Source organism: Kiritimatiellia bacterium (assembly GCA_026417735.1).
Classification (GTDB): domain Bacteria; phylum Verrucomicrobiota; class Kiritimatiellia; order PWTM01; family PWTM01; genus CAACVY01.
In genome coordinates this window covers 1-17,666 of sequence record JAOACR010000009.1, presented here as the reverse complement: position 1 = coordinate 17,666, position 17,666 = coordinate 1, and the positions used below count along the sequence as shown (strand labels likewise).

Here is a 17,666-nt window from a genome sequence, read left to right as displayed (position 1 = left end):
TGAGGGACGTCTTGGCTGGGCCGGCACCGGCAACGGGGGCGGAATCCTCGGGCGACGAACGGCAAGGGAGCGAGGGGAAACGCCGCGAGTCAGACGATCCGCGCGCCCAGTGGCTCGCCTCGCGCGGTGATCAGCGAGTAGCCGTACGTATCGCAGAGATCCGCGATCGGCGCGTCGCCCACCACCCACACGATCCCCGCGCGGTCGCCGCCGACCGCGCCGGCGCCGCAGACCTTCGCCGCACCACCGCGTCTTTCGACCGCTTCGATGAAGCGGTGGACACGATCGGGCACCACGCCGAGCCGGTGCAGCAGCTGGTGGTTCTTGCGAACCGCGTCGCGCAAGACTAAGGCATCGTTGCGCGCGAGCGCATGCTCCATTTCGGTGGTCACCGCGCCGAAGTCGTCCCAAATCGAGGACGTCTCACCGTAGCGCCGCCGGACTTCCGCGACGCATTCCCCCGTCGTGGTTTCCGGTGTGCCGGTTTGCACGAGGGTCAGCGGCAAGCGGGGCAACGGACGCCGTTCGGCCGCACCGCGTTCGAAGCGCGCGCAGCCGCCGTGAAGTGAGATGTACGTGTCCACGCCGCTCGGGTGGCCATGCTGAAGTCGTTCCACCTCGAGGCTGTACTGGTAGTACCAGTCCGGACGAAATTCGACGCGGAAGTAGTGCCCGATACCGCGCAGCACGGAGAGAATCGCTGCGGCGGACGAGCCCAGGCCGCAGCCCATCGGGATGTTCGACCGAAGCCGGATGTCCAGGCCGTGGCTGAGTTTCAGGTGGAGGCCGTCGAGGATGATAATGAATGCGTACTGGATGAGTTCGATCGGCTTGCGCAGCACCTGGCGGATCGTCAGCCGTCCTTCGAGGAAGAGCTCGTAGTTCCGGCGGACGCGGCGCTGAAAATCGCGCAGCGCCATCAGCGTGTACGACTCGCGCACCTGGAAGTCGCCCAGCTGAAAGCAGACCCGGGCGTCGCCGCTGATCGCGCCAGTCTCGATCTCTGCGACCGCGCTGCGGTCGATGGCCATCGCGAGCGCAGGCCGCCCGTAGACGACCGCGTGCTCACCGCTCAAGATCAACTTGCCCGGCGCAATCGCTTTCACAGCCGTTCATACACCCGTTTGTGCTGGCTCATGCCGGCGAATCGGAAGGGCCCTGTGCGGTACTGCGCGAACACATGGTCGCGACCGTCGCGCGGCAGTGGCAGCTGCACAATATCCTCGTACTGCGCACAGTCCAGTTCAACACGGTCTTCGAGCCGGCGCGCGTGGGCGGCCGCAAAGAGCGCTTCGCGGTAGTCCGGCTGCACGACGCCACTGAAAAATTCGGCGGTGCAACCGGACCCGTAGCTGTAGAGTCCTACCGGCATCCCCGCCAGGTCCTCGGCGGAGGTGTCGAGCATCGCGGTCACCGACTCGTAGAGGGAGGCCGCGTAGGTGTTGCCGGTCTGGCGGTTGTACCGCAGACCGTCCGCGATCCTTCGCTCGATCTCCGCCGCGCTCCACGCCGGCCATTGGGCGGCACGTTGCAGCTGCGCGACCGCTTTTTCCGCCATACGGGTAAAGGGCAAATGAACACAGAGGCGGGCCAGCTCGTCCGGGGGTCGTCCGCCCGCCGACCGGTACCGTTGCCAGGCGGCGGTGAGACTGTTCAGATACACGCGGGTGGAGTACTGACCGTCGACCAGCGCCTCCTCCCGGTAGTTTGGGCGCCAGAAATCCATCACATCTTCCGCGTGCGCGCCGCGCATCGGATCGAGCGCGATCAGCCTGGGATTCGCACTGACGCGCAATGCGACCGCCCCCGCCCCCTGGGTTGGTTCACCCGGGCTGCGCAGCTCATAGCGCGCAATGTCCGCGGCTATGATCAGCACTGCGCGACCGGGGTGGCGAGCGACCCAACCACAGGCGAACTGAAGTGCCGCGGTGCCGGAGTAGCACGCCTGTTTGATTTCGACCGCGGTGCAACTCGGGGGCAGTTCCAGCAGCCCGTGTACGAACATCGCCGCGGCCTTCGACTGGTCCACCCCCGTCTCCGTCGCAAAGAGCAGCCAGTCGAGATCTTCGGCGCCGTCCGCTTCGATGATCGGCAGCGCCGCACTCGCGCCCATCGTGACGATGTCCTCATCGGGAGGTGCCACCGACATCCGTTCCTGTCCGAGCCCACGCAGGTACTTGGCCGGATCGGCGCCCCGAGCCGCGGCCAGCGTGCGCAGATCGAGGAAGTACGCGGGGCAGTAGAAGCTCAGCCGGTCAATCCCGACGCTCACCGTCTCCATGTGGAATCCTCTGGCAGCAATCGGTCCTCGCGGTCGAACAAATCGTGAAAACAACGTGCACCGCACAACCACATCGCGAGCGCGAATTCACGGCGCAGACGCTCGATCTCGGCCCGAACACGCTCCGCCGATTCCATCGCGGGTGCCAGCAGCGGCCGGGCGATGCCGGCGAGCGTTGCGCCGAGCACCACCGCCTTCGCAATGTCCAGCCCATTGCGGATGCCCCCCGACGCGATCAGCGTCGCACGGGGCCGGAACGGCCGCAGCAGCCGAAGCGCCAGTGGTGTCGGGATGCCCCAGTCCTGAAATGTCTCGCCCAGATGATCGTGAACTCCCGACGCGCGGCGGCGGTGGTCTTCGATGCGACTCCACGAAGTGCCGCCCGCACCCGCGATGTCGAGGATTCGGACTCCCGCCGCGAGCAAACGTTCGGCATCGGTGGGCGAAATTCCGCAGCCGACCTCCTTCACGATCACCGGCACCGGCAGCTCGGCGGCGATTTCTGCGATGCGCTCAACCACACCGCGAAAACGTGGCTGACCCTCCGGTTGGATCGCCTCTTGGAGCGGATTGCAGTGGATGATCAGCGCGTCTGCCCGGAGGTGATCCACCACGCGCCGGCATTCCGTTAGCCCCCAGCCGCGGGCAATCTGCGCAGCACCGAGGTTGGCCATCAGCACCGCAGTCGGCGCCACCGGCCGCAGGTCGAAACTGTCTGCCGCCTCCGGATGCTCCAGCATCACGCGTTGGGAACCAACGCCCATCGCCACACCGGCCGCTTCCGCGGCGGCCGCCAGGTTCCGGTTGACCTGCCGGAGCCGGTCCGAGGAGCCCCCCGTCATCGAGGAGATCAACAGGGGGAACGACAGCCGCCGGCCGAGAAACTCGACCGAAGTGTCCACCTCGTCCAGATTCACGTCTGGCAATGCCCGATGCGTCAGCCGGATGTGGTCGAAATAGTGTCGCCGGCGGTCGGTGTCGGGGTCCGCACGCAGGATTTCGATGGCCTCTTCCTTGCGCCGGGGCGTTGCGCTGGCGGGGTCTGGGGCTGCCGGCGAGTTCATCGGGATGTCTCGGCGCCCGGCGTCCCACGGCGAGCGCGCCGGCGCTCCATCGTCAAATGCGCGCGGACCAAATCGCCCGGTGATCCGAGCGAGGCCAGCAGGGACAGCTCTCCGCAGAGCACCACCCCCGCAATGATCGCCGCAAGACGACGGGCGTTTTCCCCCAATGGCCGCTGTTCCCGGCAGCCGAGCCTGCGCAAATGCCCAGCCACGGGCTCGGACTCCTTGCCGGCGCCCACCGTGCCGACGATCAGGTTGGGCAGGGTGACCGAGAATCTGAGCGTCTCCCCGCGCACAAACGCCAGCGTGAAGCCCTGGGAACCCTCGACGATGTTCGCGGCATCCTGACCCGTCGCCAGATAAATCGCCAACAACATATTCGCGAAATGCGCGTTGGCGGAGCGGATCGAGCCGGCCAGCTGGGAGCCGATAAGATTTTTGTGGATGTTGAGCTCGGCAATTGTTTCCGGCTCGGTCCGGAGAAGGCGGCGGCAGACCTCGCGCTCCACCGCCAGCTCCGCAACCGCCCGCCAACCACGACCGAGCAATCCGTTGATTGCGGAAACCTTCTTGTCGCTACAGAGGTTGCCCGAGACCGTCACTGCCCTCAGCTCCGGCCAGCTCGCGGTCAGCCAGTCCAGCGTTTGTTGCGCGGCGCGAGTGACCATATTGTGGCCGGCGGCATCGCCAGTATTCATCGCAAGGCGCACAAAGATCAGCGGACCGCAAACCTCTACGTGAAGGTCGATCAACCGAGCATACCGACTGCCCGCCTCAGCGGCCCTGGCCAGGTCGTCCTGCCGATTTCGGATCTCTTCGGCGATGGTCATCGCTCGCATCGAGCTGGCCGCTTCGATCACGACCGACCGGGTCATGCCCGCGCTGTGCACACGCACCGCGATTCCGCCGGCTTCCCGGGAAACCCGTGCGCCCCGCTCGACGGACGGCCACAGGGGTACTTCATAGGTCGCCAACGGTACACACACTTCTTCGTCCAGTATGCCGCCGTGAAACCGAATCGGTCCGACCCATCGCATCGGAACCGGCAGAGCCTCGGATGAGACGCCGTTTACGGTCGGCGAGGTCGAGTCAGCTGAAACCATCGGAGCCGGAACCCCCCTCATGGTGCCCCGCCCGGCGAGCAAAATCAAACTACGGCCGGCACGACTTTTGCGTCCGGTCCCGGAGCAGCAGGGCCGGTGACCATGCGGTGAGGGGGGAGAGGGGGCCCGTGGGTGCCCGCCCCAACATCGGAGGGGTCCGCGTAGTTTCGAGCCGGGAATCCGGTGCGTTTGGGGGCAACGTGCTCTGACGTTGCGGGTGCCCACTCGCACTGTGGTGACGGCGTCGCCAGGCGGTCGCTCAGGGGGCGGTTGGTTGCCCGGCGCACGCGACATGATAGATTCAGCATATGTGTTTGGGCGTTCCGATGCAGCTGACCGAGATCCGGGAACCCGCACGTGCGCTGGCCGAAAGCGACGGCCTGCGGCTGGAGGTGGATGTTTCTTTGATTGAGGACCCGCGGCCGGGCGACTATGTGATCGTGCACGCTGGTTTCGCGATCGAGCGCCTGAATACTGCAGAAGCGGAGGCGCGGCTGTCGCTGTTGGAGGCGATCGGCCGCGCGGCACCGGAAGAGCCTCCGACCTCGCCAGGGTAACGGTGCGGTTCCGGAGGTAGGGTATGCGTTACGCGGACGGATTTCGGCAGCCTGCGGCAGCCGAGTCGCTTCTGAGAGCTCTGCATGCGGTTCTGGCGGACATGCGCGGCCGCGCTGATCCGTTGCGGGTGATGGAAGTCTGCGGTACTCACACGATGGCGGTCGGCCGCCATGGTCTTCGAAAGCGTCTTCCGCACTCTTTGCGGCTGATCAGCGGGCCTGGCTGTCCCGTTTGCGTGACCGACAGCGGTTACCTCGAGGCTGCGCTGGCGCTGACGGCGCGCGGCGTCGCGATTGCGACGTTTGGTGATCTGCTGCATGTGCCGACGGCCAATGGTGATTCGCTGGCGGCCTGCCGGAGTCGGGGCGGTCGGGTGCAGGTTTGTTATTCGCCGCTTGACGCGGTACGGCTGGCGGCGGCGGAACCATCTCGAGAGTGGGTGTTTCTCGCGATCGGGTTTGAAACGACCATCGCGCCGGTCTTGGCGGCGCTTGAACGCGCCGAGGCGGCCGGGGTGCGGAATCTGACTGTGCTGGTGGCGTTCAAACGGGTTTTGCCGGCGATGGAGGCGGTGCTGGCGGGGGGGGCAGCGATCGACGGGTTTCTCTGCCCTCCGCATGTGAGCACGGTGATTGGAGCGGCGGCCTACCGGTCAATCGCGGAGCGGTATCGCCGGCCATGCGTGGTGGCGGGATTTGAGCCCTTGGACATCCTGGTGGCGTTGGTGGAACTGGCGCGGTTGATTGTGGCGGACCGGCCGGCGGTGGTGAACGAGTACGACCGCGTCGTCACGGAGCAGGGCAACCCCCGTGCGCAACGACTGATTGAGGCATGGCTGGAGCCCTGTGTCGCTCGCTGGCGCGGCCTGGGTGACCTCCCCGACAGCGGTTACCGTTTGCGCCGAGAGCGCGCGGTGCGGTTCGATGCGGAGCTGCGGCACGGCGTCCGGGTGGGGACGGGCCGTGAGGTGCGGGGATGCCGTTGCGGGGAGGTGATCGCCGGCCGGCTAGATCCGCCGGAATGTCCGCTCTTCGCACGGAAGTGCACGCCGGACTCGCCGGTGGGCCCGTGTATGGTCAGTTCGGAGGGAAGCTGCGCGGCGTGGTTCAAGTATGAACGTGCGGAGGAGCCGAGCCGATGAAGACTCCCGATGAACGGGTGCAGCTTGCGCACGGAGGGGGCGGCCGTTTGATGGCGGAGTTCATTGAGACACACATCCGGGCCCGGTTCGGCGACGGTCCACTGCGGGATTTGCCGGATGCGGCGCGGTTGCGCGGCGAGCACTCGACGTTGCTGTTCACGGCGGACAGTTACGTCGTTCAGCCGCGGTGGTTTCCGGGAGGCGACATCGGTGCGCTCGCGGTGCACGGCACCGTGAACGACCTGGCGGTTTGCGGTGGCCGCGCGCGTTGGCTGGCGCTGAGTCTGATCCTGGAGGAGGGGTTGCCGCTGGCGGAGGTGGGGCAGGTGCTGGATTCCGTTGCGCAGGCGGCCCGCCGCTGTGGCGTGCAGGTGGTAACCGGCGATACCAAAGTCGTGGGGCGGGGCCAATGTGACGGTATGTTTGTGAACACGGCGGGTATCGGGGAACCGATCGGAGATTTTGTCCTGTCCCGGGATACGATCCGTGTTGGCGATCGCGTGCTGGTGAGCGGTCCGATTGGCGACCACGGGCTGGCGGTGATGGCGGCACGGGAGGGGCTGGCGGCGGCGGGAAGCGGGCCAGTGAGCGACAGCGCGCCGGTGGTGGAGCTGGTGGAGGCGATCGCGGAGCTGGCAGGGGCGGTCCGATGGATGCGCGATCCTACCCGCGGCGGTGTTGCGGCAGTGCTGAACGAGTGTGTGCGTGGGCGCGATTGGAGCATCGAGATCATCGAGGAGCGGCTGCCGGTTGCGCCACCGACCGCCGCGCTGGCCGATCTGCTCGGCATTGATGTGTTGCAGGCGGCGTGTGAAGGGCGGCTGATCGCGGTGTGTGCGCCGGAAGTTGTCGGCGACATTCTCGGCCGGTGGTGCGCGCTCGAGGAGGGGCGCGGTGCCGCCGAAATCGGGAGGGTGGTCGAACACCCCGCCGGCGTCGTGGTGCTTGCGACCCGGATCGGAGGTCGCCGCCTGGTGGATCTTCCGCGCGGCGAGCTGCTGCCCCGGATCTGCTGAAGCGAGGGATCGCGTGCACGAGCTCTCGATTGCGGAGGCAATGGTCGAGGCGGCGCTCCGGGCGGCCCACGGCGTTGGAGGGCGGATCGTGACTCTGCGAGTGAGCGTCGGCGCGTTGTCCGGCGTGGATCCGGACGCGCTGGCGTTCGCCTTTCCGGTTGCGGCCCGTGGAACCCTCGCGGAAGCAGCGCGGCTCGAAATCGTACGCTATCCCGCCCAGGTGCACTGTGAGCAGTGTGGCGCAACTACCGCGGCGGACGCGCTCGTTCTTGTCTGCGGGCAGTGCGGCTCCGATCATGTGGAGATCACGGACGGGCGCCAACTGCGCCTGGAGTCGCTGGAAATTGAACCGATAGAGACTCCGCCAGATCGGAGGCACAGCGATGTGTGAAACGTGTGGTTGCAGCAACACGGGCGGTGAGGCTTCCGCGAGGGCGGGCGCCGCGGCCGATCATCACCATCATCACGAGCATCCTCATTCCCACGTCCACGCACATTCCCCGGAAGGGGAGCACGGCGCTCGCCGGCGCATCCAGGTGGGGACGGATCTGCTGGCGGTGAACGCGGAGATCGCCGCCCGAAACCGTGCGTGGCTCGACGAGCGCGGTGTGGTCGCGTTCAACCTCATTTCCGCGCCCGGCTCCGGCAAGACGCTGCTGCTCGAGCGCACGCTCGACCGGCTCCGCGATCGCGTGGGTTGCGCGGTGATCACGGGAGATGTGAGGACTGACCGTGACGCTCGCCGGCTGGAGGGCCGCGGCGCGCAGGTGCACCAGATCGAGACGCTCTCCGCCTGTCACCTGAACGCGGAGCAGGTGAGGCGTTGTCTGCCACAGGTGATCAAAGAGGACACCCGGCTGCTGTTCATTGAAAACGTGGGCAATCTGGTGTGCCCGGCCGCATTCGATCTCGGCGAGCATCTGAAGGTGGCACTGCTTTCGGTGACCGAGGGAGAGGACAAGCCGCTGAAATATCCCGCGGTGTTTGCGGCGGCGGGGATGGCGATCATCACGAAGCTCGACCTGGCGGCTGCTGTCGGCTGGGACCGGGCGGCGTGTTTGCGGGCGTTGCGGTCGGTTCATCCGGGTCTTTTCATTCTTGAATTGAGCGCCCGTACCGGCGAGGGGATGGACACGTGGATCGAGTATCTGGTACGGGCGGCGGGGTGAGCGGGCGGCGGCGGGGCAAGGGGAGGAGCGGAGAATGACCGCCCGGGCAATGCCGGCGACCCAGCGGCAGGGAGGTATCCTGCTACATGTCACATCGTTGCCCGGCCCCGGCGGGGTGGGGGACCTCGGGCGGTGGGCACGTGAATGGCTCCAGCGGCTGCGCGAAGCCGGCCTCGCGCTGTGGCAGATGCTGCCGATTCATCCGCCCGGCGGGGGCGATTCGCCCTACGATGCGGTCAGTTCGTTTGCCGGCAATCCGCTGTTGATCTCGCTCGAAGATCTTGCGGCGGAGGGATGGATTGGCGCCGAGGAAATCGCCGGCGCACCCGGTGGTGACGGGGGCCGGGCGGAATTCGAGGCGCTTCGCCCCTGGAAAATGGAGCGGCTGCGGGCGGCGGTCGCGCGATGGCGGCAACGAGCGCGCCCGGACGAGCATCTGGCCTATGGGCGCTGGCTTGCCCGTGCAGGTAGGTGGGTGGACGACGTGGCCCTCTTCCTGGCGCTGCGCGAGCGGAACGGTAACGCGCCATGGTGGCAGTGGCCACGCGACGTGCGGCTGCGGAAGCCCAGGATCGTGGAGTCTCTTTTGCGAGATCTGCGGGAGGAGGTGGAAACCCAGCGGGTGATCCAGTTTTGGTTCACTCGACAGTGGCGGCGGCTGCGGGCCACCGCTCGCCGAACCGGTGTGGAACTAATCGGCGACGTCCCCTTTTTCGTCGCCGCTGACAGTGCGGACGTCTGGGCTCACCGGGAGCTTTTCCAGCTGGACAGCGAAGGTCGTCCACGTGTGGTCGCGGGGGTGCCGCCCGATTATTTCAGCGCCACAGGGCAGCTATGGGGTAACCCCGTCTACGCGTGGGAACAGCATCGCAGAACCGGGTTCAAATGGTGGATCGAACGGCTGCGTCATGCGGCTGCGCTGTTTGATCATGTGCGGTTGGATCACTTCCGCGGTTTTGAGGCGGTCTGGGAGGTGCCGGCGGGGGCAACAACTGCTGTGGAAGGGCAATGGCGGCCGAGCCCCGGCGCGGAGCTGCTGGCCGCGGTGCGCCGCCGGCTCGGCCGGCTGCCGATCGTTGCGGAGAACCTGGGGGTCATCACGGACGCGGTTGAGGGGCTTCGACGCCGCTTTCGACTGCCGGGTATGCTGGTGCTGCAGTTTGCGTTCGAGCGTCTGCTGGAAACGCCGCCCGCGGTACCCGAAGCGTGTGAACCGGACACGGTGATCTACACCGGCACACACGACAACGACACCGCGGTGGGATGGTTTTCTGCTGAGCCGGGGCAAGAGTCCACAGAAGGCGTGGAGCGTCATCGCCGGCTCCGCGAGGCGGTGGCGCGGTATCTGCAGACAGATGGTAGCGACGTGCACTGGCGCATGATCGAGGTCGTATGGCGCTCACCCGCGAACTGGGCAATTGTGCCGATGCAGGACGTGCTGGGGTTGGGGCGCGAAGCGCGAATGAACGTGCCGGGGGTTGGGGTCGGCAACTGGCGATGGCGCATGCGGACCACGGAGCTGGCAAGGGCCAACTGGTCGTGGCTTCGAGATCTCTGCCGCCAGTATGTTCGGACACCACCGGAGGGGACAACGCCGCAGTCTGCGGAGGCGACCTGAGGCCCAGGCCATCGTCAGCGGCGCGGGCAGCAACCGGCGGGATAGCTCCCGCAGGTGTTCTCCTTCTTTCGAGGTATGGGCCAGCTAGGCGTGGTCAGCCTTTCGGTTGCTGTATCCTCTCGGGCGAAGAGAGAAACACCCCAGGACGACGGGCTGGAGACGGTCTTGAGTCGAGCTGGCGGAAGGCAGACGCGCTGCAGCCTGGCGACCCTTGGGTATGGACCCGAGGGCGTTTTCCGACGCGCGCCGGAGCTTGCGAGCGGTCGCGAAAAGCGCGATAGTCGAGGTGGCAAGAGGAGCTGCGCCATGAGCCGGCGACGACGAACCGCGAGGGCGTTTACGCTGATCGAGCTGCTGGCGGTGATCGGGATCATCGTGGTTCTAGTCGGGCTGGTTCTGGCCGGCGCAGGTATTGCGCAACGCCAGGCCGATCGGAATCGCGCCCGGTCGGACATGCAGAAAATCGAGACGGCGCTGAACCGCTACATCATGGATTTCTATAAGTATCCCAGTGTGCTGACCAATGCGGCGGTGTGGCAGCGGTTGACGAACTACGTGAGCGATCTGACGTGGACGGATCCGTGGGGGCAGCCCTACCGCTACAACCGTCTGAAGGGCTTCCGGCATTTGTCCGATGGTTCGAACGTCGAGCGCGAGCGGGAAGACGCCTACGAACTTCGCTCCGCCGGGCCGGACGGCATCTGGGACACTGCCGACGACATCGTAACCTCGCGCACGGAGTAGGCGGCGGGGGCCAAGGACTCAGGTCAGGTGGTGTTCGGGGGGGCTTCACCGGTTGGCGGGCTGCGCAGCAGGAGGGGCGGGAGGTCGGCCAGAGAACCAACCACCGCGTGCGCACCGGCCGCTTCAAGCATCTCGCGGGAATGAACTGAGTTCTCGATCGCGACGGACCACAAGCCGGCGGCGACTCCCGCCCGGACATCGTCGGGCGTATCCCCTACGGCGGCCGCTTCCGCGGGCTCCGCGCCCAGCTTTTCCAGGGCCTGCCAGATCGCGTCGGGCGCGGGCTTGGGACGCCGCATGTCTTCGAGTGCGACCAGCGCGCCAAACCAATGGGCGGCATCGAACCGCTCGAGGATCATCCGCGCCCCCTCGGCCATCCGATGTGTTGCAATCGCCATGCGGATGCCTGCGGCATGCAGCGCGGCCATCGCTGCGTCAAAACCCGGTGCCGGGCGCGAAAGCCGCGGCGCGACACGGGCAAAGACACGACGGTACTCGGCCACCAGCGTTTGAATTTCCGCAGGTGTTGCGGACTCTACGACCGTTTCGAACATTTCTGTTAGCGGCCGGCCGATCAGCCTCGTGATGACCAATGAGGGAACGTCGCGCCGACCGGTGGCCTGCAGCGCGGCACGGAACGAATGCACAATCGCGTCGGCGGTGAAAAACAGTGTGCCGTCAAAGTCGAACACCACCGCTCGGATCCGAGGGGGAGCCGCCGTCATCGGGCTGTCAGGGCAGCGTCTGTGGCGCGCACCACCACCAGCAGCGGACGGTGATCGGAGGCGATGAGAAGGTCGGGGTCGCGGACGACGCGGCATTTTTCTCTGACCACTTCACCGAGCATGCCGGCACTGACCAGCGCGTAGTCGATGCGGCTGTAAATATCGACTGTGCTGCTGAAGTGGGTCCAGACGTCGCCAAGATCATCTGAGGGACGTAGATCGTGTAGCAGGCGAGTATCCTCGCCCAACAGCCGCTGCACTGGCGCGGAGTCGGGCGAGTCGTTCAGATCGCCGAGCAGCAAAAGGTTCAATCCGGGCTCGCTTTGGAGTGCGCTATGGACGTGTTGGGCGATGATCCGGGCCTCGTTTCGCCGCATTTCCGTTTGTCCAAGAGGGTGATAGACCTTTGATTTGAGGTGGACGACGAAGAGGCGAAAACGATACCCACGCTCCGTTTGTAGCTCGACGTCAATGAATCCGCGCAGCACGGGCAGATTGGTCGTTCCAATGCGATACACATCATCGAGGCGGGAGCGTCGCGCGACGATCGGCAGCCGGCTCAGTACAGCAAGTCCGATGGTGGCGTCAGGACGGATCAGATGCTCGAGGTGCGGATAGACAAGCCCTTCGGCCTGGAGCGCACGGCGAAATTCGTCGAGAACGGCGGAGATTCCGATTTCCTGCACGGCGAGCACATGAGGGCGGCAACGCGCAATGATCCGGCTAATGGCAGCCCGCTCGGTCGGCGGTTTCGGCTCGGTGCGCTGGCCGTCTCCGTCGCGGTCCTCGATCGAGTACATCCGGAGATTCCAGCTCATCAACATGAGTTCGTCGGCCGCAACCGGCGGGACCGCAAATGAGGTAGGGGCGCGGTGACGAGGAGCACAACCCAACAGCAGGGCGGCCACCCCGCCGGCGGCGAGCGCCGTCCACCACGAACGACGCATAGGGTCGGCTCCCTTTCAGGCGGGACCGGACGCGCCACCGGCCTGTGGCGAGGACTGTGACTTGTAGTACCGCTCGATACGGTCAGCGACGTCCCGATACGCGATATCGACGGCGTAGATTTCCTTGAACAGCTCCACCGCCTTGTCGCCGCGGCCCATGCGTTCGTAGACAATGCCCAGCTCGTACAGGATGTCCTTTTTGGTGTTGTCCAGCACGGTGAGTTCCGAGGCGGCCTTTTCGAGCTGCTCGGCTGCGATGTCGAGCTGGCCCTTTTGTTCAAAACAGCGCGCCAGGTAGTAGAGCGAACGCGTGCGGCGCTGTGGGTTGCGCTGCGACTGCTGGAACTGCTGAATCGCTTCGTTGAACATGCCGCGCTCAAACAACAGCACGCCGAGTTCGTACTTGAACTGCAGATCGTTCGGATAGCGGCGCACCCGCTCCTGGGCGTCGTTGAACAGAAACTCTTTCTTTTCTGCCTCGAGTTGGGTCGCGCGGGCCTCGTCGCCGGCGTTGCGGGCTTGTTGAATCGCCGCGTCGAACTTTCGCACGTGGATCTGGCTGATCGCGCGGTCAATCTGCGGGTCACCACCTCCGCTGAGGCGGTCAGCCTCCTGCAGCGCGGCCAGCGCCTCGTCGTACCGCTCGGCGCGGGCGTAGAGATCGGCGAGCGCGCGGCGGTAGTTCACATTGTTGGGTTCCCGCTCGATTTTCTGGAGGTGATCCGCGATCAGACTTTCGATGTCGCTGGCGGTCTTGACGGCTTTCGCGGCCTGTTCCAGCCGAAGCGCCTCCTCCCGGTCGCGGAGCACCTTGCGGTAGTCGCCTTTTTCGCCGACTTCCACCCAGCGGCCCTTCTGCATCGAGTCCATCGCCTGCGCGTCCTTCAGCGCCTTGAGGATCTTGGGGTCGTTGGGACGGAGGCGATAGAGCACTTCGAAGCATTCCCGCGCTTTGTCGGTGATGCCGTTGTCTTTGTAGAGGGTGCCGAGCTGAAACAGCAGTTCGACGTCGTTCGGGTAGGCTTCGCGGGCCACTTCCAGCGCATGGATCGCCGTCTGCGGCAGGTCCGCCGCCAGTGCGGCGCTTGCCAATAGCTTGATGAAGGGCCGATTCAGCGGATCTTTGTTCATCAGGCGCTCCGCAATCTGCAGCGCCTTTAGCGGCTTGGTCTTCACCAGTGCCGATGCCGAGATCATCCCCCCAAGGCCGGTGAGCGATGCGATCACATGACGGGCCGCTCCGCCGCCGCCGGCGACGAAACGGGCGATCTGCGCGTTGCGGAGCAGCTTCCGCGCCTCGAGAAGGCGCGGTTCGGTGTCGAGCACATTCAACAGCATCTCCACCGCGTAGTCCGTGTTGCCGCGCTCCATCGCCGCGGAGGCCTTGTCGACAAGCTCGCGAAGCTTGCGGGGGATCTCGTTGAGTGTCACCTCGGGCATGATCGCATCACCTCTAAGCGTGGCCGGACCGGCGGTTCCGCTTGTGGCGGCCAGAACATTCAGCCGATCCACTCTGGCGAGCCTAACGACGCGCGGGCGGACTTGCAACCGCTTTGCGTTCTGCTGTAGTTGAGTGCCCTGTTGTTCAAGAACGGCGTGGCGATGTTGCATGGGATCGGGGCAAGTGCTGCAGCGGCGGCCCGGCCAGGCCGCCGGCCTGCGGTGGTGATGGTGGTGTCTGCCATTTGTGTCGCGCTGGCGGGATGGGGGAGTGCCGCTCCTGAGAGCCTGCCGCTTTGGAAAGCGGGCGGCGAAACATACGTGCGGTTGGCCGACGTGGCGAAGTTCTATGGCCTGCGGGCAACGCCGGTGGGCGACCAGCTGGTGCTCTCCAGCGTGTACCACTCGATGATCTTCGAGTCGGCGAGTCGCCGCATGTCTCTGATGGATGTTCAGGTGTGGCTGCAGTATCCGGTGGGCCGGATGCGCGGTCGGTGGGTGTTGCACCCCTCCGATGCGCAACTACTGATCGACCCGATTCTCCGCCCCTACCGTCACCTTGCGCACCGCGGCAGCGGGTTGGTGGTGTTGGATGCCGGTCACGGCGGCCGCGACGGCGGTGCGGAATCCGTGGCCGGTGGCCTGCTGGAAAAAGATTTAGCCCTGGACATTGCCCGACGTGTCCGCGAGTACCTTCCGCCACAGGGCTGGACAGTCCGTATGACCCGGGACTCGGACACCTTCCTCGAGCTGGAAGAACGCAGCCGGCTGGCCGCTCTCTGGCGGCCGGACGTGTTCGTCAGCATCCACTGCAATTCCGGCCCGGATGCCAATGCCCAGGGGGTCGAAACGTACATCCTCTCAAAGGCCGGTGCCGCCTCGACGAACGCGCGCGACCCTTCGCCGGCCCCGTCGTATCGCTTTCTTCCCGGCAACCATCACGATGCGGCCAGCGCGGTCCTTGGTTTTTCGTTGCAGCGCCGCATGCTGCGGTGGACGCAAGCACAGGACCGGGGGTTGCGGCATGCTCGCTTCGCGGTGTTGCGCGATGCACCCTGCGCAGCGGCGTTGGTGGAGTGCGGTTTCCTCTCCAACCGGGACGAGGCGCAACGATTGGCGGACCGCGAGTACCGCGATCGGTTGGCGCGCGCAATTGCGCAGGGCATCCTCGACTATGGCGCAGCGGTGCAGAAGGCACGGCTTGCGGTCTCGCGATAGCGAAAGAGCGACCGGATGGGACGGCGCGGTGACGGTGATCGGGCAAGACGCATCTGTCCGCCGTGGCGACGGGCGCGATTGGATCGTGTGCGGCAGTGGGCGCGCCGCGTCCTGCGGCGCCGGCCGCCCTCGTCCGGCCTATCGGGCTGAACAACGGCAATCCCGAATGCGCTAGCCGGCTGCCGCTTTCTCGGCGGCGCGCAGTGCCGCGTCATAGTCGGGCTCGCGCGTGATCTCCGGCACCAGCTCCGCATGCACGACACGGTTCTCTCGAGAGAGCACGAGCACGGCGCGCGCCATCAGGCCGGCGAGCGGTCCCTCCTCGATCTGTACGCCGTAGGCGGTGCCGAACACCGGCGAGCGGAAAGTGGAAAGGGTGATGATCCGGTCGAGGCGCCCCGCATCACAGAAGCGTTTCTGCGCGAATGGAAGGTCGGCCGAGATGTTCAGCAGCAGTACCCCGGGTAGCCTGCCCAACGCCTCGTGAAAATGGCGAGCGGAGGTTGCGCACACGGGGGTGTCGAGGCTCGGAACGATGTTCAAGAGCTTCACGTGGCTCCCGAAGTGCTCCAGCCCTACGTCGGAGAGGTCGGCGGCGGTCAGCCGGAAGGGCGGAGCCGCCGACCCGACGGCGGGAAGCTCACCGACGAGCCGATACGGCGATCCTTTGAACGTAACGGTTGCCATCTGTCATCCTCCTATGGCGCAAAGCTACGCGCGGGCGGTTGTTTTTCAAGTGGTGGACGGCTACGCTCTGCGCGCGATTGCGCCGTCGATCGGACGGCGGAGGTGAACGGCCAATGATACGGGCGAAAGTTGTCGGCGCGGGCGGATATGGCGGTGTAGGGCTGGTGGAGCTACTGCTTGGCCACCCGGAAGTGAAGATTACCACGCTGGCGGCGGCGGCGGATGTTGGGGTCGCGATGAGCGAGCTCTGGCCTCACTTGCGAGGATTCTGTGACCAGACGATTCTCTCCTATGAGGATCCGCGGGCGAAGGAACCTGCGGATGTTGTTTTTTTCGCCACCCCAGACGGTGTTGGCATGCGCCATGCAGAGGCCGAGCTGGCGACGGGCGCCCGCGTGATCGATTTCAGTGGCGATTTTCGCTTCCAGAACGCGGCGCGGCATGCGGAATATGCGCGACTGGCCGGACGAGCGATTGAACACACCGCTCCCCATTTGCTCGGCGAGACAGTTTATGGACTCCCAGAGCTGGACAACCCGCGGCTCGGCCCCAATTGCCGACTGGTGGGGAACGCCGGCTGTTTTGCGGTAAGCGTCCTCCTGGGCCTGGCGCCCGCCGCGAAGTACGGATTGATTCGGCCGGAACGGGTGATTGCGGACTGCAAGACTGCTGTCTCAGGGGCCGGGAAGAAACCGCAGGCGACCTACCACTATCCCGCCCGCTATGAGAACATGAACGCCTATCGGCTGAGCGGCCACCAGCACGTGTGTGAGATTGAAGACGAACTGCGACGGATTTCCGGCGAGAACTACCATGTGCTGTTCACGGCACAGGTTGTGCCGATGTGTCGCGGCATCTTGTCGTGCCTGTATGGTGAACTGCGAGAGGGCGTTGCCGCCGGAGCAGTGATGGAGGCGTACCGCGAGTATCATCGCAACCATCCTTTCGTCCGGATATTCGATCGGTCCGCCAGTGTGGGGACCGCCCATGTGCGAGGATCCAATTTTGCGCATCTGGTCGTTGACGTGGACGAGCGCACCCGGACGCTTCGGGTGATTTCGCACATTGACAACCTGGTGAAAGGACAGGCCGGCAACGCGGTCCAGAATATGAACATCCTCTTTGGGCTTCCTGCGACAACCGGGCTCTGGAAGTTTGGTGTGTGTCCCTGAGGTCATGGCCGAGGGCGGGTCCGGCTCCATTCGCTATCTCCTATCTGATCTTGGGGGGGTGGTCGTGCGTTTAGATTTGGCCCGACCGGCAGCACTGATGGGGTCGCGGTGCCGACCTTCATGGCGGAAGAATCCGGCGAGGATACGGCGGGCATTTGCGGAAGACCGGCTACTGGAGCAGTATGAGCGGGGGCAGATCTCCCGTGTCGAGTTTCTTGCGCACGTGAGGCGGCGGACAGGATTTTCCGGAACGGATGAAGAATTTGTTGCGATCTGGCGGCGCATGTTCCGACCAGATGATGAAATGATTCGGGCGTGGCGCCAGATGGTTGGCCGGGGTGTAGGGCTTTGGTACTGGTCCAATACGAGCGAGATGCACGTGCCATGGATCTTTGACGCGTTTCCAGAAATTGCAATACACGCGGGCGCAGTGTTGTCGTATCAGCTCGGGGTCACAAAGCCGGATCTACGGTTTTATCGGCTCGGATTGGAGGCGATGGGAGCGGCGCCGGAGCAATGCGTCTTTGTGGATGATGACCTCAACAATTGCATCGCGGCTGAGGCGTGCGGGATTCGTAGTGTGCACCATGTGGAACCCCGCCGCACGATTGCTTCCGTCCATCGCCATTTCGGATTCTGACGCCGGTTGCGTGGAGCTGAACGCTTCGTTCCTTTCGGTCGCCCGCAAGTAAACATCTCCGTCCCTCAGTTCGTCCCTCAGGCTTAGGCGTGAACATCTCCGTCCCTGGGGCGCTCGGGCGCTGGCATCTGTGTGCCTGTGGC

At 65.5% G+C, this 17,666-nt stretch carries 18 protein-coding genes; 10 read left to right on the top strand and 8 right to left on the bottom strand.

Annotation, left to right across the window (positions count from 1 at the left end):
* Window positions 1-89: 89 nt before the first annotated feature.
* Genes mvk through N2652_03755 form a run of 4 tightly spaced genes read right to left on the bottom strand, consistent with a single transcriptional unit; the run spans window position 90 to window position 4,382 of the window.
* Window positions 90-1,106 (bottom strand): mevalonate kinase, encoded by a 1,017-nt coding sequence (gene mvk / locus N2652_03770; protein ID MCX7818314.1) that lies wholly within the window; start codon window positions 1,104-1,106, stop codon window positions 90-92.
* Window positions 1,103-2,272, bottom strand: a complete 1,170-nt coding sequence (locus N2652_03765; GenBank protein MCX7818313.1) for a hydroxymethylglutaryl-CoA synthase — start codon at window positions 2,270-2,272, stop codon at window positions 1,103-1,105. The genes mvk and N2652_03765 overlap by 4 nt, the downstream gene beginning before the upstream one ends.
* On the bottom strand, window positions 2,269-3,345 hold the full coding sequence (gene fni / locus N2652_03760) for a type 2 isopentenyl-diphosphate Delta-isomerase (GenBank protein MCX7818312.1): 1,077 nt from the start codon (window positions 3,343-3,345) through the stop codon (window positions 2,269-2,271). Before fni ends, N2652_03765 begins: the two co-directional genes overlap by 4 nt.
* Window positions 3,342-4,382, bottom strand: a complete 1,041-nt coding sequence (locus tag N2652_03755) for a hydroxymethylglutaryl-CoA reductase (GenBank protein ID MCX7818311.1) — start codon at window positions 4,380-4,382, stop codon at window positions 3,342-3,344. The genes fni and N2652_03755 overlap by 4 nt, the downstream gene beginning before the upstream one ends.
* Window positions 4,383-4,756: 374 nt before the next feature.
* Between N2652_03755 and N2652_03750 the strand changes: the two genes are divergently transcribed.
* The 7 genes from N2652_03750 to N2652_03720 all read left to right on the top strand — a co-directional run bounded on the left by N2652_03750 (window position 4,757) and on the right by N2652_03720 (window position 10,694).
* Window positions 4,757-5,005 carry a HypC/HybG/HupF family hydrogenase formation chaperone gene (locus N2652_03750; GenBank protein ID MCX7818310.1) on the top strand — a complete coding sequence of 83 codons (249 nt, stop codon included), beginning with the start codon at window positions 4,757-4,759 and terminating at the stop codon, window positions 5,003-5,005.
* Between the two features lie 23 nt (window positions 5,006-5,028).
* Window positions 5,029-6,147: a hydrogenase formation protein HypD gene (hypD, locus tag N2652_03745; GenBank protein MCX7818309.1), complete on the top strand. Its 1,119-nt coding sequence runs from the start codon at window positions 5,029-5,031 to the stop codon at window positions 6,145-6,147.
* On the top strand, window positions 6,144-7,163 hold the full coding sequence (gene hypE / locus N2652_03740) for a hydrogenase expression/formation protein HypE (protein ID MCX7818308.1): 1,020 nt from the start codon (window positions 6,144-6,146) through the stop codon (window positions 7,161-7,163). Before hypD ends, hypE begins: the two co-directional genes overlap by 4 nt.
* A 13-nt stretch (window positions 7,164-7,176) precedes the next feature.
* Window positions 7,177-7,554: a hydrogenase maturation nickel metallochaperone HypA gene (gene hypA / locus N2652_03735; GenBank protein MCX7818307.1), complete on the top strand. Its 378-nt coding sequence runs from the start codon at window positions 7,177-7,179 to the stop codon at window positions 7,552-7,554.
* Entirely contained in the window at window positions 7,547-8,332 is a 786-nt protein-coding gene (hypB, locus tag N2652_03730) for a hydrogenase nickel incorporation protein HypB (protein ID MCX7818306.1), read from the top strand. Before hypA ends, hypB begins: the two co-directional genes overlap by 8 nt.
* Window positions 8,333-8,366: 34 nt before the next feature.
* On the top strand, window positions 8,367-9,950 hold the full coding sequence (gene malQ / locus N2652_03725; protein ID MCX7818305.1) for a 4-alpha-glucanotransferase: 1,584 nt from the start codon (window positions 8,367-8,369) through the stop codon (window positions 9,948-9,950).
* Window positions 9,951-10,256: 306 nt separating this feature from the next.
* Window positions 10,257-10,694: a type II secretion system protein GspG gene (locus N2652_03720; GenBank protein MCX7818304.1), complete on the top strand. Its 438-nt coding sequence runs from the start codon at window positions 10,257-10,259 to the stop codon at window positions 10,692-10,694.
* Between the two features lie 23 nt (window positions 10,695-10,717).
* Here N2652_03720 and N2652_03715 read toward each other — a convergent pair whose 3' ends face one another.
* The 3 genes from N2652_03715 to N2652_03705 all read right to left on the bottom strand — a co-directional run bounded on the left by N2652_03715 (window position 10,718) and on the right by N2652_03705 (window position 13,977).
* Complete coding sequence (locus N2652_03715) at window positions 10,718-11,419, bottom strand: HAD family hydrolase (protein ID MCX7818303.1); 702 nt, start codon at window positions 11,417-11,419, stop codon at window positions 10,718-10,720.
* Window positions 11,416-12,237 (bottom strand): endonuclease/exonuclease/phosphatase family protein, encoded by an 822-nt coding sequence (locus N2652_03710; GenBank protein ID MCX7818302.1) that lies wholly within the window; start codon window positions 12,235-12,237, stop codon window positions 11,416-11,418. Before N2652_03710 ends, N2652_03715 begins: the two co-directional genes overlap by 4 nt.
* Window positions 12,238-12,381: 144 nt before the next feature.
* Complete coding sequence (locus tag N2652_03705; protein MCX7818301.1) at window positions 12,382-13,977, bottom strand: tetratricopeptide repeat protein; 1,596 nt, start codon at window positions 13,975-13,977, stop codon at window positions 12,382-12,384.
* 57 nt (window positions 13,978-14,034) lie between these two features.
* On the opposite strand from N2652_03705, the gene N2652_03700 reads away from it, so the two are divergent.
* Window positions 14,035-15,024, top strand: a complete 990-nt coding sequence (locus tag N2652_03700) for an N-acetylmuramoyl-L-alanine amidase (protein MCX7818300.1) — start codon at window positions 14,035-14,037, stop codon at window positions 15,022-15,024.
* Window positions 15,025-15,195: 171 nt separating this feature from the next.
* On the opposite strand, the gene tpx is transcribed toward N2652_03700, so the two are convergent.
* On the bottom strand, window positions 15,196-15,711 hold the full coding sequence (gene tpx, locus N2652_03695) for a thiol peroxidase (protein MCX7818299.1): 516 nt from the start codon (window positions 15,709-15,711) through the stop codon (window positions 15,196-15,198).
* Window positions 15,712-15,824: 113 nt separating this feature from the next.
* Here tpx and argC point away from each other — a divergent pair, with 113 nt between their 5' ends.
* Both argC and N2652_03685 read left to right on the top strand, forming a co-directional pair.
* Entirely contained in the window at window positions 15,825-16,883 is a 1,059-nt protein-coding gene (gene argC, locus N2652_03690; GenBank protein ID MCX7818298.1) for an N-acetyl-gamma-glutamyl-phosphate reductase, read from the top strand.
* 4 nt (window positions 16,884-16,887) lie between these two features.
* On the top strand, window positions 16,888-17,523 hold the full coding sequence (locus N2652_03685; protein MCX7818297.1) for an HAD family phosphatase: 636 nt from the start codon (window positions 16,888-16,890) through the stop codon (window positions 17,521-17,523).
* Window positions 17,524-17,666: the final 143 nt, after the last annotated feature.

Coding starts and splice junctions, on each gene's coding strand:
- N2652_03710 (MCX7818302.1), bottom strand. CDS start 12,237: ATGAGCTGGAATCTCCGGATGTACTCGATCGAGGACCGCGACGGAGAC.
- N2652_03705 (MCX7818301.1), bottom strand. CDS start 13,977: ATGCAACATCGCCACGCCGTTCTTGAACAACAGGGCACTCAACTACAG.
- hypE (MCX7818308.1), top strand. CDS start 6,144: ATGAAGACTCCCGATGAACGGGTGCAGCTTGCGCACGGAGGGGGCGGC.
- hypB (MCX7818306.1), top strand. CDS start 7,547: ATGTGTGAAACGTGTGGTTGCAGCAACACGGGCGGTGAGGCTTCCGCG.
- malQ (MCX7818305.1), top strand. CDS start 8,367: ATGACCGCCCGGGCAATGCCGGCGACCCAGCGGCAGGGAGGTATCCTG.
- tpx (MCX7818299.1), bottom strand. CDS start 15,711: ATGGCAACCGTTACGTTCAAAGGATCGCCGTATCGGCTCGTCGGTGAG.
- argC (MCX7818298.1), top strand. CDS start 15,825: ATGATACGGGCGAAAGTTGTCGGCGCGGGCGGATATGGCGGTGTAGGG.
- N2652_03700 (MCX7818300.1), top strand. CDS start 14,035: ATGGTGGTGTCTGCCATTTGTGTCGCGCTGGCGGGATGGGGGAGTGCC.
- N2652_03755 (MCX7818311.1), bottom strand. CDS start 4,382: ATGCGATGGGTCGGACCGATTCGGTTTCACGGCGGCATACTGGACGAA.
- N2652_03685 (MCX7818297.1), top strand. CDS start 16,888: ATGGCCGAGGGCGGGTCCGGCTCCATTCGCTATCTCCTATCTGATCTT.
- N2652_03720 (MCX7818304.1), top strand. CDS start 10,257: ATGAGCCGGCGACGACGAACCGCGAGGGCGTTTACGCTGATCGAGCTG.
- hypD (MCX7818309.1), top strand. CDS start 5,029: ATGCGTTACGCGGACGGATTTCGGCAGCCTGCGGCAGCCGAGTCGCTT.
- N2652_03715 (MCX7818303.1), bottom strand. CDS start 11,419: ATGACGGCGGCTCCCCCTCGGATCCGAGCGGTGGTGTTCGACTTTGAC.
- N2652_03750 (MCX7818310.1), top strand. CDS start 4,757: ATGTGTTTGGGCGTTCCGATGCAGCTGACCGAGATCCGGGAACCCGCA.
- fni (MCX7818312.1), bottom strand. CDS start 3,345: ATGAACTCGCCGGCAGCCCCAGACCCCGCCAGCGCAACGCCCCGGCGC.